Origin of the sequence: Kitasatospora sp. NPDC058965 (assembly GCF_042741245.1) — a bacterium.
Taxonomy (GTDB): Bacteria; Actinomycetota; Actinomycetes; order Streptomycetales; family Streptomycetaceae; genus Kitasatospora.
This window is the reverse complement of the sequence record NZ_JBHYKG010000209.1, coordinates 1-15,002: the sequence shown is the minus strand read 5'-3', so window position 1 is coordinate 15,002 and position 15,002 is coordinate 1. Positions and strand designations below refer to the sequence as shown.

Below are 15,002 nucleotides of genomic sequence, written 5' to 3'. Positions count from 1 at the left end.
GGTGTCGGCGGTGGGGCTGCCGGTGTCGTTGGCCCCGGCGGTCGGGAACACGCCGGGTGCGGTGCGGGTGGAGACGGTCGACCGTGCCGGGGCGCAGGCGGCGGACGTGGACGGTCTGCTGGTGGGGCTGACCCGGGCGGACGGGGACGCGGCCGGGGGCAGGGTCGCGGTCTCGGTGGACTACTCGGCCATCATCCAGGCGTACGGGGGTGGTTGGGCCTCGCGGTTGCACCTGGTGCAGTTGCCGTCGTGTGCGCTGACCACGCCGGAGCTGGCGGAGTGCCGTACCCAGGTGCCGTTGCAGACGGCCAACGACCCGGTGACGCACCGGCTGACCGCGACCGTGGCGGTGGCGGGTGACGCTCCGTCGGGCGGCTCGGGCGTGAAGGCGCTGGGCTCGGGTGCGGCGCGGGCGGCGGGTACGGCGACCACCACGGCGGTGGCGGCGGTCGCGGGGACCAGCGGCTCGCAGGGCAACTACGGGGCCACCCCGCTCTCGGCCTCCGGCTCGTGGGCGCAGAACTCCTCGGGGGCGTTCACGTACGAGGTGCCGATCTCGACACCGCCTTCGCTCGGTGGCGCGACGCCCTCGGTGGCTCTCGACTACGACTCGCAGTCGGTGGACGGCGAGACGTCGGCCCGCAACTCGCAGTCCTCGTGGATCGGCGACGGCTGGAGCTACAGCCCGGGGTACATCGAGCGGTCCTACAAGTCCTGCGGCAACGACGGCATCACGGGCTCCGGTGACGAGTGCTGGGCGGGCTGGAACGCGACCCTGTCGCTCGGCTCCCACAGCGGCCAACTGGTTCGGGACAGCGGCGGTCAGTACCACCTCGTGGGCGACGACAGCACGAAGGTCGAGGAGCTGACGGGCGCCTCCAACGGCCTGTGGAACGGCGAGTACTTCAAGGTCACCACCACCGACGGCACCCAGTACTACCTGGGCCTGAACCACGCCCCGGGCACCACGAGCGACCCCGCGACCAACAGCGCCTGGGGCGAGCCGGTCTACATGCCCAAGTCGGGCGACCCCTGCTACAGCAGCAGCAAGGGCAACGCCTCGCAGTGCGCCGCCGAGCCGGGATGGCGGTTCAACCTCGACTTCGTCGTCGACCCGCACGGCAACCTGCAGCGGTACGACTGGAACAACGAGACCAACTGGTACAACATGGGCAACGGTCAGTCCAACGGTGCCGGCGGGCAGATGACCGCCTACACCCGCGGCGGCTACCTGACCCAGATCTCCTACGGCTACCAGCTGGCCGACGAGCAGGCGGGTCGCGACCCGGGTGCCAAGGTCGTGTTCAACGTGGCGCAGCGGTGCACCACGGACCCGACCACCTGTCAGGCCTCCAACCTGAACGCCACCACGGCGCCGAACTGGCCGGACACGCCGTACGACCTCAACTGCGCGTCCAACGCGGCGACCACGGGTAGTGGCGCCTGCACCAACGGTGGGCCGAGCTTCTGGTCGACCTACCGGCTGAGCTCGATCGCCACCTCGGTCAAGGTCGGCTCCTCCTGGCAGCCGGTGGACACCTGGACGTTGACGCACCTGTTCTCGGACGCGGGCGGCACCATGGACCCGGTCACCGGCAAGACGGTCGACCCCAAGGACGCGGGCGCCCTGCAGTCGGTGATGTGGCTGTCCCAGATCCAGCGCACCGCGCAGGACACCAGCGCCGGCGGCAGCGGGACCATCACCACCGATCCGATCACCTTCACCGGTGTGGAGATGGACAACCGGGTCGACGGCCTGACACCCGCGGCCCCGCCGCTGTACCACCCGCGCATCTCCAGTCTGCAGACGGAGACCGGCGAGTCGATCGCCGTCACCTACCGCGATCCCGAGTGCTCCCGGGTGAACAACCACATGCCGGCGTCCCCGGACTCCGACACCATGGCCTGCTACAACGTCAACTGGTCGACCCCGGGAGCCGTGACCCCGATCAGTGACTGGTTCCAGAAGACCCTGGTGGCCCAGGTCTCCGACAACGACGCCACCAAGGCCAACTCGCCGGCCGTGGTGACCAAGTACACCTATTCCGGCGGCGCCGCCTGGCACCGCAACGACTCGGACATGGCGGACGACCAGTACCGGACCTGGGACCAGTTCCGCGGCTACCGCACGGTCACCACCCAGACCGGCTCGGCCCCGGACCCGATCACCCAGAGCACCGTCAACTACCTGCAGGGCATGGACGGTGACTACAAGGCCGACGGCAGCAAGCGCTCCGTCAGCCTGGCCGATTCCACCGGCGGATCGGTCACGGACAGCCCTTGGCTGGTCGGCACCGCCCAGGAGACGGACACCTACGACCACGCAGGTGGCACGATCGTCACCAAGGTCCTGGTGGCGGCCAGCACGTACACCGTGACGGCCAGCAGCCCGCGGACCGCCTGGACCTCCAAGACCCCGGCCCCGGCGACCCTCTCCACCCTGCCCGACCTGACGGCCCGCCGAATCCAGAGCAGCTCGCAGCGCACCCTCTCGCTGCTGGCGAACGGGACGTGGCGGACCACTCAGAGCAACACCAGCTACGACGGCCTGGGGCGGGTGTCCCAGGCCGACAACAAGGGCGACGTGTCGGTGCCCACGCAGGAGACCTGCAGCACCACCAGTTACGCCAACCCGCCTGCCGCCAACCCGATGATGCTGGCCTACCCGAGCGAGACCCTCACGGTCGCGGGCCCCTGCGGCACCACGGCAGGCAGCAGCACCACGATCAGCGACAAGCGCGCCTACTACGACGGTGACGGCAGCCGGACCAACCTGGGCACCTTCGGCCAGCTCGGCAGTACCGCGAACGTGACCGCTACGCAGTCGGTCGTCTCCTACGACGGCTCGGGCAATCCGGTCTACCAGACCGACACGGCCAGCACTTTCGACCAGTACGGCCGCACCACCAAGCAGGTCGACGCGCTGGGCGCGGCGACCAGCACCAGTTACACCCCGGCCGGCGGAACCCTGCCCACGGGCACCACCGTGACCAACCAGCTCGGCTGGAGCACCAGCACCACGCTGGCGCCGGCCCGGGCGCTGGCCACCCACGTGGTCGACGCCAACGGTCGGGTCACCGACCTGACCTACGACGCCCTCGGCCGCCGCACCGCCGTCTGGCTGCCCGGCCGGACCAAGGGCACCCAGACCGCTGACAAGCTGTTCAGCTACGCGATCAGCGGTGCGGGCAACCCGAGCCCGCCCAGCGTGACCACCCAGACGCTGCGGGAGGACAACAGCTACGGCGTGGAGATCTCCATCTTCGACGGCCTGCTGCGGGAGCGCCAGAAGCAGACCACCACGGCCGACAACAGTGCCGGGCGGCTGATCTCCTCCACCCACTACGACAGCCACGGCTGGACCTACAGCAACGTGCCCGTCTACGCGGACACCGCCAACGCCCCGTCCAGCACGCTGTTCGTGGAGACCGAGAACACCCTGCCGGCCGAAACCGTCTTCGGTTACGACGGCCTGGGCCACCAGGTCAAGAAGACGCTGTACTCCAAGGCCGCGCCGCTCTGGTCCAGCACGACGGTCTACGCCGGCGCGGACGAGGTGGACCTCACCCCGCCGTCCGGCGGCACGGCCACGTCGACCTTCATCGACGGGCTCGGTCGCACCACCGCCATCGTCAAGCACGGTGGCACCGGACTGGGGGACGTGACCACCAGGTTCACCTACACGCCGACCGGCCGGACCGCCGCGGTGACCGACACGGTCGGCAACGCCCGTTCCTACGGCTATGACGTGCTGGGTCGGCAGACCTCGCAGAGTGACGCCAACTCGGGCAACAGCACCACTGGGTACGACGCAGCCGGCAACGTGGTCAGCAGCACCGACGGTCGCGGTCAGACGTTGTCGTACACCTATGACGTGCTCGGTCGCAAGACTGCCGAGTACGCCGGCAGCAACACGGCGGACCAGACCCAGCAACTCGCCGGCTGGGTCTACGACACGCTGGCCAAGGGCCAGGTGACATCGTCCACCCGCTACGTGGGCGGCTCCGGATCGACCGGCAGCGCGTACACCCAGGCGGTCACCGGTTACAACACGGCCTACCAGCCGACCGGTACCTCCGTCACGATCCCGGCGGCCGAGGGCAAGCTGGCCGGTACCTACTCGCTCGGCTCGCAGTACACGCCCAACGTCGGCCTGCTGTCGGACCAGATCTACGGGAACGAGGGCGGTCTGCCGTCCGAGGACCTCGGGTTCGGCTACAACCTCCAGGGCGGTCAGGTCTCCAGCGGCTCCGACTTCGCCCCCTACCTGGACCTGGCCTCGTACAGCCCGCTCGGCCAGATCCAGCAGTCCACGTACGGTGTCCTCGGCAAGCAGGTCCGCACCGCGCAGACCTACGACGACGCCACCAAGCGTCTGACCACCAACCGGGTCTCGCTGCAGCCGGCCAGCACGAACCCGATTTCGTCGACCACCTACGGCTACGACCAGGCGGGCAACCTCACCACGACCAGTGAGCTGCAGTCCTCCGGCGGTACCGATCAGGTCTTCGACACCCAGTGCTACCAGTACGACGGTCTGGACCGGCTCACCACGGCGTGGACCGACACCGGTGGCCAGACCAGTCCCACCGCCGGCCAGCTGGCCAAGTGCAACAGCACCGCGCCGACCCCGGCGACCCTCGGCGGCCCGTCCGCGTACTGGCTGAGCTGGCAGTACGACCTGCTCGGTGACCGGACCAAGCAGGTGAGCCACGACCTCACCGGGAACGCGGCCAACGACACCACCCAGACCAGCAGCTATCCGGGGAACGGCACCACCACCGCGGCTCAGCCGGACGCGGTGAGCGGCATCACCACCAGCAACCCGACCAGTGGCAGCAGCACGCTGACCGCCGGCTACGACACCGCGGGCAACACCACCAGCCGCACCGTCAGCGGGGTGAGCGCCTCGACCCAGACCTTCACCTACGACCAGGAGGGCCGCACCCAGTCCGTCACCACCAAGCAGGGCAGCAGTAACGCGCAGACGGCGTCGTACCTGTACGACGCCGGCGGCAACCTGCTGATCCAGCACAGCAGCAACACGGCCACGCTCTACCTGTTCGGCGGGGCCGAGCAGCTGACCCTGACCGGAAGTACGGTCAGCGGTCTGCGCTACTACACCAACCCCGACGGCACGTCGATCGTCCGCGCCAGCAACGGCAACGTCACCTACCAGCCGACGAACCCGCAGCACACCGCTCAGCTCCAGGTCGACTCCAAGACGCTGACGGTCACCCGCCGCTCCTACGACCCGTACGGCAACACGCGCGGCGCACTGCCGGGCAGTTGGGCCGACAATCGCGGGTACCTCGGGCAGCCGGCCGATCCGAGCAGCGGACTCGACCTGCTGGGGGCCCGGAACTACGACCCGACCATCGGTAGGTTCCTGACCCGGGACCCGCTGTTCGAGGCCGGCGACATCAACCAGACGGGTGGCTACACCTACTCGGGCGACAACCCGACCACCAGTAGCGACCCCGACGGACTGCGCCAGCTCTGCGGCATCGACGGTGAGCCGGACTGCCCGAGCAATCAGGCACCGGCCCACATCTACAGCTACATGGATCCGATGGCCTGTGCCACGCTCAACTGCTACCAGCAGCTGACGGGCGAGGTTCATGACCTGTCCGACCGGCAGGACCAGCTCAGCCGCTACGCGTTGTCCTGCACCACCTCGGCGTGCGTGCAGGCCGGCCTGGACGCGCTGGGTCCGGTCACCACCGACGGCAAGGGCGTGATCACCGACCTGACGGCCGTGCGGGCCCAGGCCCAGGCGGACAAGGCGGCACAGGACGCCAAGGACGCTGCCGCCAAGAAGAGCAAGAAGAAGGACTGCGGGCTGTTCAGCCTCTGCACCCTGGGCAAGGTGGCCGATGCCACCGGCGTGACCGACGCCGTGCACGGCCTCAAGGCGGCCTACGACTGGAGCGCGGACTTCGTCCACAACAACAGCCAGGTGCTGGGCTGGGTCGAGTTGGGCCTGGGTATCGTGTCCATGATTACCCCGCTCGGCTGGATCGCCACGGCGGCGTTGATCACCGGCACGGTGCTGACCGCGGCCAGTACCGCGGACAGTTGCGCCAATCACGACAAGACGGGGTGCACGGCCGGAATCCTCTCGCTCGGGATGTCCGGTGTCGGCACTGGAGCAGGGCGGCTGGCGAAGGGGATACTCGCCGATGCGAAGGCGGCCTCACTGCTGAAGAAGCCGATCTACTACGCGATCGGCGGTTTCATGAAGGCCGACGCGTTCGTGGCCAACCTCGCCTCCAACGGAGCGAGTCTGGCAGGTGCCGTGCACGGTCAGTGGCCCAACTAGTGTGAACGGTGCGGATCGGGCCGAGCGGCCCGGGAAAGGGGCGCTGGGGTGTCGGACCGCAGACCTCGGATCGAGCAGTTGACAGGTGACCAGAAGCTGCCGTGGACCGTGCGGCGCCGGCTCGCCCGGGTCAGGGCAGAAGGCCGGACCGGCCTGCTGATGCACGCCTCGATCCGGGAGCCGGTGCGGAGCATGTCGCTCAAGTCCCCGGTGGTGAGCGTGGCAGAGCACCGGCAGGTGCTCTGCAGCGCGAGCAAGGACGGTCACTTGCCCAAGTTCGTGGCCCTGGACCCCGGGACGCATCGCTTGCAGTTGGCAGTTGTCAGACTGCGCGGTGGCTCCACCTCCTGCGAGCAGGTGGTGGAGCTCGCACCCGGTCAGGTGTACCTGGCCTTGTGCGACCCGCTCCAGCCCAACGTCTTCTACCACCGGAGCCTCCCCGAGGACCTCTGGACGCTGGGTACGGTCTGACCGAGCAGAACGGGGTGCCGCGGGGGTTGCGGGCGCTGCCCGGCGCAGAGGTGGCAAGGTGGAGCCGTGTCACCACTGAGCACCCGTCGTTCCGGCGGTTCCGCCACCGGTTGGCGGCCGCGGAACGGCGGTCCCCCGAACCCCACGGTGCGCCGGCCGCTGCCGCGGGCCCTGGTGCGGACCCTGGGCCGGCCGCTGCCGGGGGCGAACCTGCTCATCTGGGTGCTCCCGTTCAGTACGGCCCTGTCGGTAGCGGTCCGGATCGCGGTGGCGGTCGGCGCGGTCCTGATGCTGGGGCAGTCGGTCTGGTCGGAGCTGCGGACCTCGGTCGAGTTCCGTCCCCGCGAACTGGTGATCACCAACTCGCTCACCCGGTACACGGTCCGTGCCGACGAGATCCGGGAGATCGGGGTCAGCGGGATCTCCTCCGGCCTGCCCGAGTTCCTCCGCTCCGGCGTGCGGATCACCCGCACCGACGGTCGGTTGATCCACCTGCAGGGCAGCCTCGGTCTGTCGGAGCACCGCCGCACCGTGCTCTGCGACACCCTGCACGACTGGGCCCGCGCCAACGGCGTGGACACGGCCTTCAGACTGCTCGGCCCGGCGAAGCGCTGGTCCGACTGAGGTCCGACGACACCAGCACCTGCTGATCGGCCCCCGGACACGCCTCGTGTCCGGGGGCCGACCCACGTCTGCCGGCGCCCGATCGGGATGTGTGTGATGCGCGGTGGTGCGTGGAGAGATTTTCGGCCAGATCATCAAATCCTGGTGGCGCCGGTGAATCTCATGGTGCGGTCCTGAACGCCCGTGGTCAGGCAGGCTGCCGGATCCCTCCGCGCGTGGGATCGGAGGCGGACGGGGCGGGTGAGCCTCAGAGTGTCCGAGTTACAGCCTTGTGGCGTGGGTCGGATGGTCCTATCGTCCGCGGAACCGGGGTGGGGCGGCTCGATGCCGGGCTGCGGCATGCCCTCCGGGGTTCCGGTCCGACCAATGGGGGGTCAAAGACGTGCGCGTCCGATGGAGAACGAGCGGAGGTCCCGCGGGCCGGGCCCGTGATCGGGTGGGTGGGCGGATCCGTCGGCGGCTGGCCGTCGGGCTGGCCGTCGTTGCCCTCTCGACGATCGCCCCGCTGGCCGAGGCACAGACCGTGGTGGGTGGCTACCAGTACAAGGGCGGTCTGTGGGCCGCAGATCCGATGCCGACCCAGCCGCTGGTGAAGGGCAGCCCGGCGGGTGCCTCCACGGCCGGGAAGGCCGTCCCGGAGCCGGCCGGTTCGCGGGCGCTGACCGCGCACCGGTCGGCCGAACCGCACTGGCCCGCGGCCGCCACCAGTACCGTGGAGCTCGGCGGCAGTGCCGCGGGCCAGGTCACGGTGACGGCTCCGGCCGACGGCCTTCGCAGCGTGGCGGCGCCCTTCGCGGCCGCCACTACGCCTTCGTCGGTGCGGGTCACCACGGTCGACCACGCCACCGCCCGCGCGGCGAACGTGGACGGGCTGATGGTGGGTCTGGACCGGGCCGACGGTTCGGGCGCGCCCGGCCGGGTCCAGGTCTCGGTGGACTACTCGGCCATCACGCAGGCGTACGGCGGCGGTTGGGCCTCGCGGTTGCACCTGGTGCAGTTGCCGGCCTGTGCCCGGACGACACCGCAGTTGGCGCAGTGCCAGGCGTGGACGCCGCTGGTCACCAGCAACGACCCGGTGACGCACCGGCTGACGGCGAGCGTGGCGCTTCCCGCGTCCGCGCCCGGCACCGGCGGTGCGCGGGCGATGAGCACGATGGCGGTGCCGATGGCGGCCTCCGCGTCGGGCACCACGGTCGCGGCGGTCGCCGGGACCGGTGGTTCCCAGGGCGACTACACCGCCACCTCGCTCTCCGCATCGGGCGCGTGGTCCCAGTCGGGGTCCGGTGGCTTCAGCTACAACTACCCGATCCCGCTGCCGACATCGCTGGGCGGCACCACTCCCTCGGTGGCGCTGGCCTACGACTCGCAGGCGATCGACGGCGAGACCTCGGCGCGCAACTCGCAGTCGTCCTGGATCGGCGACGGCTGGAGCTACAGCCCGGGGTTCATCGAGCGCCAGTACAAGTCCTGTGCCAACGACGGCATCACGGGCTCGGCGGACCGCTGCTGGGCGGGCTGGAACGCGACGATCTCGCTCGGCTCGCACAACGGGCAGCTGGTGCGGGACGGCAACGGCGTCTACCACCTGCAGAGTGACGACGGCACCAAGGTCGAGGACCTGACGGGTGCGTCGAACGGCCTGTGGAACGGTGAGTACTTCAAGGTCACCACGACCGACGGCACCCAGTACTACCTCGGCCTGAACCACGCCCCGGGCACCACCTCCGACGCGGCCACCAACTCCGCCTGGGGCGAGCCGGTCTACACCCCGAAGTCCGGTGACCCGTGCTACGACGGCAGCAAGGGCAACAACTCCTTCTGCGCGAACACGGGGTGGCGGTTCAACCTGGACTTCGTCGTCGACCCGCACGGCAACGTGCAGCGCTACGACTGGTCGCCGGAGACCAACTACTACAACCGGGGTGCCGGCCAGTCCAACGGCACCGGCGGCACGCTGACCCAGTACACCCGGGGCGGCTCCCTGGCCCAGATCTCCTACGGCTACCAGCTGGCCGACGAGCTGGCCGGCCGTGACCCGGCGGCCAAGGCCGTGTTCACCACCACCCAGCGCTGCACGGTCGACCCGACCACGTGCGGGACCCTGAACAGCAGCACGGCGCCGAACTGGCCGGACACGCCGTACGACCTCAACTGCACCAGTGGCATGGCAACGTCGGGCACCGGCAGCAACGTCTGCCAGGTCGGCTCGCCGACCTTCTGGTCCAGTTACCGGCTGCAGTCGATCAAGACCTCGGTCAAGGTCGGCTCCGGCTGGCAGGACGTGGACTCCTGGGCGCTGACCCAGCTGTTCTCCGATGCCGGCGGCACGATGGATCCGGTCACCGGCAAGACGGTGGACCCGAAGGACGCGGGCGCGCTGCAGTCGGTGATGTGGCTGTCGCAGATCCAGCGCACCGGTCTGGACACCTCGGCCGGCGGCAGCGGGACCATCGCCCTGGACCCGACCACCTTCACCGGTGTGGAGATGGACAACCGGGTCGACGGCCTGACGCCGGCGGCGCCGCCGCTGTACCACCCGCGGATCTCCAGCCTGCAGACCGAGACGGGCGAGTCCGCCGCGGTCACCTACCGGGCGCCGGAGTGCTCGCGGGTCAACAACACCATGCCGGCGTCCCCGGACTCCGACACGATGGCCTGCTACAACGTCAACTGGACCACCCCGGGCGGCGTCACGCCGATCAGTGACTGGTTCCAGAAGACCCTGGTCGCGCAGATCTCGGACAACGACGCCACCAAGGCCAACTCGCCCGCCAGGGTGACCACGTACAGCTACAGCGGTGGTGCGGCCTGGCACCGCAACGACTCCGACCTGGTCGACGACCAGTACCGCACCTGGGACCAGTTCCGCGGCTACCGCACCGTGACCGTCCAGACCGGCTCGGCCCCGGACCCGATCACCCGGAAGAGCACCAGTTACTTCCAGGGCATGGACGGCGACTACAAGGCCGACGGCACCCAGCGGTCCGTCAACCTGACCAACAGTCTCGGCGAGGCCGGCACCGACAGCAACTGGCTGGCCGGCACCGCCCAGGAGAGCGACACCTACAACCAGGCCGGCGGCACCGTCATCGGCAAGACCCTGACCTCCGTCCCGGGCACCACCGCCACGGCGAGCAGTTCGCGCACCGCGTGGACGTCCAAGACCCCGGCACCGGCGAAGCTCTCCACCCTGCCGGACCTGACGGCCCGTCGCACCCAGAGCACCTCGCAGCGCACCCTTTCCCTGCTGGCGAACGGCAGTTGGCGTACCACCCAGGTCAACACCGGCTACGACGCCCTGGGTCGAGTGGTGCAGAGCGACAACAAGGGCGACGTCTCGGCACCCGCCCAGGAGGTGTGCACCTCCACCACCTACGCCAGCCCGCCCACGGTCAACCCGATGATGCTCAGCTACCCGAGCGAGGTGCTCGCCGTGGCGGGCCCCTGCGGAACCGCACCGACGGCGAGCAGCACGGTGAGTGACACCCGGACCTACTACGACGGGGACGGCAGCCTGACCAACCTCCCCGCCTTCGGGCAACTGGGGGCCAACGGCTACGCCACCGCCAAGCAGTCCGTCCAGTCCTACAACGCGGCAGGCGCGGCCGTCTTCCAGATCGACGGCGCGACCGGCTACGACCAGTACGGGCGGGTCACCAGGCAACTGGACGCCGCCGGCTCGGCCACCAGCACCAGCTACAGCCCGGCCACCGGCACGCTGCCCACCGGCAGCACGGTGACCAACCCGCTCGGCTGGACCAGCAGCACCACGCTGGCTCCGGGCCGCGCCCTGCCGACCCGGACCGTGGACGCCAACGGCCGGACCACCGACGTGGTCTACGACGCCTTCGGCCGTCGCACCGCCGTCTGGCTTCCGGGCCGGACCAAGGGCACGCAGACCGCCGACAAGGTGTTCAGCTACGCGGTCAACGGCGCCGGCAACCCGAACCCGTCCAGCGTGACCACCCAGACGCTGCGCGAGGACAACAGTTACAGCGTCAGCGTGGCCATCTACGACGGCTTCCTGAAGCAGCGCCAGGTCCAGACGACCACGGCCGACAACAGCGCGGGCCGACTGATCTCCTCCACCCACTACGACAGCCACGGCTGGACGTACAGCAGCGTGCCCGCCTACGCGGACGCCGCCAACGCCCCGTCCGGCACGCTCTTCGTCGAGGTGGAGAACACCCTGCCGGCCGAGACCGTCTACGGGTACGACGGCAGCGGCCGGGTGGTCAGCCAGACCGCGTTCAGCAAGGCCGCGGCGCTGTGGACCTCGACCAGCGCCTACCCCGGTGCGGACGAGACCGACACCACTCCGCCGTCCGGCGGGACGCCCACCTCGACCTACACCGACGGGCTCGGCCGCACCACCGCGACCGTCAAGCACGCCGGCACCGGCATCGGCGACGTGACGACCCGCTACACCTACACCTCGGCGGGCCGGACCGCGACCGTGGCCGACACCAACGGCACCACCTGGTCCTTCGGCTACGACCTGGCGGGCCGCCAGACCTCGCAGACCGATCCGGACGCAGGGACGGGCACCACCGCCTACGACGCGCTGGGCCGGGTGACCAGCAGCACCGATGCCCGCGGGCAGAGCCTCTCCTACACCTACGACCTGCTCGGCCGGAAGACCGGTGAGTACGCCGGCCTCGGCACTGCCGACCCGGCCAAGCAGCTGACCGGCTACGTCTACGACACGCTCGCCAAGGGGCAGCTGACCTCGTCGACCCGGTACGTCAACGGCGCCGCGTACACCACGGCGGTCAACGGCTACACCACGGCCTACCAGTCCACCGGTACCACCATCACCGTCCCGTCCGTCGAGGGCGCGCTGGCGGGGTCGTACAGCATGACCGCGCGGTACACCCCGAACACCGGCCTGCTCTCGGACAGCGTCTACAACGGTGACGGCGGGTTGGTCCCGGAGGACGTGGGATACGGGTACAACCTGCAGGGCGGGCTGGTCTCCCAGGGGTCGGACTTCGCGCCGTACCTGGACCTGGCCTCCTACAGCCCCAAGGGCCAGATCCAGCAGTCCACCTACGGGGTGCTCGGCAAGCAACTGCGCACCGCGCAGACCTACGACGACGCGACCGGCCGTCTGACCACCAACCGGGTCAGCCTGCAGACCGCGTCCACCAACCCGATCTCGTCCACCACCTACGGGTACGACCAGGCCGGCAACCTCACCGGGAACAGTGAGTTGCAGTCGTCCGGCGGGACCGACCAGGTCTTCGACACGCAGTGCTTCCAGTACGACGGCCTCGATCGGCTGACCACGGCCTGGACCGACACGTCCGGGCTGACCGGTGCGACGGCGGGGCAGCTGGCGCGGTGCGGCACCGCCGGTCCGGCCCCGGCCACCATCGGCGGCCCCGCACCGTACTGGCAGAGCTACAGCTACAACCTGGCCGGGGACCGCACCCAGCAGGTCCAGCACGACGTCACGGGCAACACCGCCAAGGACGTCACGCAGACCAGCGCGTACCCGACCAACGGGGTGCAGCCGCACACCCAGTCCACCGTCACCACCACCGGTCCGAGCGGGACCAGCACCCAGGCCGACCAGTACGACCAGGCCGGCCACACCACCGCCCGGACCACCACCGGCGTCTCGCCGGTGAGCCAGACCCTCGGCTACGACGCCGAGGGCCGCACCAGCACGGTGGTCAGCACCGGGCCGGGCGGTTCGCAGACCGCCGGCTACCTCTACGACGCCGACGGCAACCTGCTGATCCAGCGCGGCCAGAGCAGCACCACGCTGTACCTGTTCGGCGGCAAGGAGCAGTTGACCCTGGCGGGCGGCGCCGTCAGCGGGCTGCGCTACTACAGCAACCCGGACGGCACGGTCATCGTCCGGTCCAGCACCGGGACCCTGCAGTACGCGTGCGCCACCCCGCAGCACACCGCCCAACTGCAGGTGGACGCCAGGACACTGACGATCACCCGGCGCTCCTACGACCCCTACGGCGCACCGCGCGGCACGGTGCCGGGAGGCTGGGTGGACAACCACGGCTACCTGGACCGGCCCACCGACGCGGGCAGCGGACTCGACCTGCTCGGCGCCCGCCAGTACGACCCGGTGCTGGGCCGGTTCCTGACCCCGGACCCGATCTTCGAGAGCGGCGCACCGAACCAGATGGGCGGTTACACCTACGCCGGCGACAACCCGACGACGGCCGCCGACCCGACCGGTCTGGCACCGTGCATCGACGGGATCAAGGACGTCTGCGGCGTGCCGTCGGCCTGCGGCGGGAGCATGTGGGCCAGGCCCTGCCCGCCCGCGGTCGAGGTCGTCACCGGCTGCTCCACCTCGATGTTCGCCCTGCACCCGTGCCCCGTGGGCGACGGCGACTCGCCCGGGCTGATCCCGACGCCGACGGTGGGGAAGGGCAACGACTCGGGGAAGGGGTCCCCGCCGAAGACCCCGTCGGCGTCACCCGGCCCGTCCCCGGTACCGCCGCCGCCGCACAAGCCGTGCACCGAGCGGTGCCTGCCCGGCCCCGACGGACTGTTCCCGTTCGGGCGGATGAACGAGGTCAACGGGGTGGACGAGGCGGCGATGAAGTTCTACCACCTGGTCGGCAGCGACGGGTGCGAGGTGACGGCCAAGCAGGTGGTCTGCTTCGGTTTCTCGCCCGGCGGGGACCAGCCCATGACGGTCGGTGACATCCTGTTCTACCCGCAGGACAAGGCCGGATTCGAGGGCCGGTTGCAGCGGGAGGCGGACAAGCGGCAACAGATGAAGGACCAGTGGGGAGCCGCTTTTGCCGACAAGTACGGCCCCGACCTGCTGCGGCACGAGGCCGTCCACTCCGATCAGTGGTCCGCCTACGGGTTCTCCTTCGTCGCGGCCTATGGTGGGGCGTCGGCGGCCTCCCAGATCAAGACCGGTAGCCCGGCACTCGGCAACGTCTTCGAGATCCAGGCCGGCCTCTACTACGGGTCTTACGTCGATCCGCCCGCCCATCCGTGAGCGGCCGCCCCGAAGTGAAGGAGGACTGATGGGACGCGCGTTCCGCACGGCGGGTCTGGGGGCAGTGGTGCTGCTCGTACTGGCCGGCGCCGCCGGTTGCACCCCGGCCCAGGACAAGCTGGTGGCGGTGCGGTTGGACGGGGGCCGGATCGTGCTCGACCCGGGCCGGTGCCCGAACGAGCGGACCAGCCGGGCCTACCTCGCGGTGTACGCCAAGGGGGGTGCGGCGGACGCGCAGCCGGAGCAGCAGTGGTCGGCGGACGCGGACGGCTCGGCCGACCAGCCGGCGGCCGTCGCGGTGGCCGCGCCGCCGACCGGCTGGCGGGTCAGCGGGACGGCGCCGGCCGAGGTCCGGCCCGACCGGCGCTACTACGTCAGCATCGACAACGTGCACGACGGGAACCTGCTGCACACCGGGGTGCTCGACGTCGACGGTGCGGTGCTGGCCGGGCTGGCACCGGACCAGGTGGTCGCCTCCAAGGGCGGCGTGATGACCGCGGAGGCCTACCGGGCGAAGGTGGGCAAGAGCTGCGGCTGACCCCGACCAGCCGACGGCCCCCGGACGCGCAGCGCGTCCGGGGGCCGGCGGTCTGTCGGTCG

Annotated in this window: 5 protein-coding genes; all 5 read left to right on the top strand. The window is 70.3% G+C overall.

The features are described from left to right. Positions 1–22 precede the first annotated feature (22 nt). The 5 genes from ACFW1A_RS27955 (at position 23) to ACFW1A_RS27935 (ending at position 14,940) form a co-directional block, all read left to right on the top strand. Complete coding sequence (locus tag ACFW1A_RS27955; RefSeq protein ID WP_380413319.1) at positions 23–6,322, top strand: RHS repeat domain-containing protein; 6,300 nt, start codon at positions 23–25, stop codon at positions 6,320–6,322. Positions 6,323–6,400: 78 nt separating this feature from the next. After that, positions 6,401–6,793 carry a hypothetical protein gene (locus tag ACFW1A_RS27950; protein WP_380413316.1) on the top strand — a complete coding sequence of 131 codons (393 nt, stop codon included), beginning with the start codon at positions 6,401–6,403 and terminating at the stop codon, positions 6,791–6,793. 66 nt (positions 6,794–6,859) lie between these two features. Next, positions 6,860–7,417 carry a hypothetical protein gene (locus ACFW1A_RS27945; protein ID WP_380413312.1) on the top strand — a complete coding sequence of 186 codons (558 nt, stop codon included), beginning with the start codon at positions 6,860–6,862 and terminating at the stop codon, positions 7,415–7,417. A gap of 436 nt (positions 7,418–7,853) precedes the next feature. After that, positions 7,854–14,402 (top strand): RHS repeat domain-containing protein, encoded by a 6,549-nt coding sequence (locus ACFW1A_RS27940; protein WP_380413309.1) that lies wholly within the window; start codon positions 7,854–7,856, stop codon positions 14,400–14,402. A gap of 28 nt (positions 14,403–14,430) precedes the next feature. Continuing rightward, positions 14,431–14,940 (top strand): hypothetical protein, encoded by a 510-nt coding sequence (locus tag ACFW1A_RS27935; RefSeq protein ID WP_380413306.1) that lies wholly within the window; start codon positions 14,431–14,433, stop codon positions 14,938–14,940. Positions 14,941–15,002 lie beyond the last annotated feature (62 nt).

What these genes read in the sequence shown, in the direction of transcription:
- ACFW1A_RS27935 (WP_380413306.1), top strand. Translation starts at nt 14,431, where the DNA reads ATGGGACGCGCGTTCCGCACGGCGGGTCTGGGGGCAGTGGTGCTGCTC.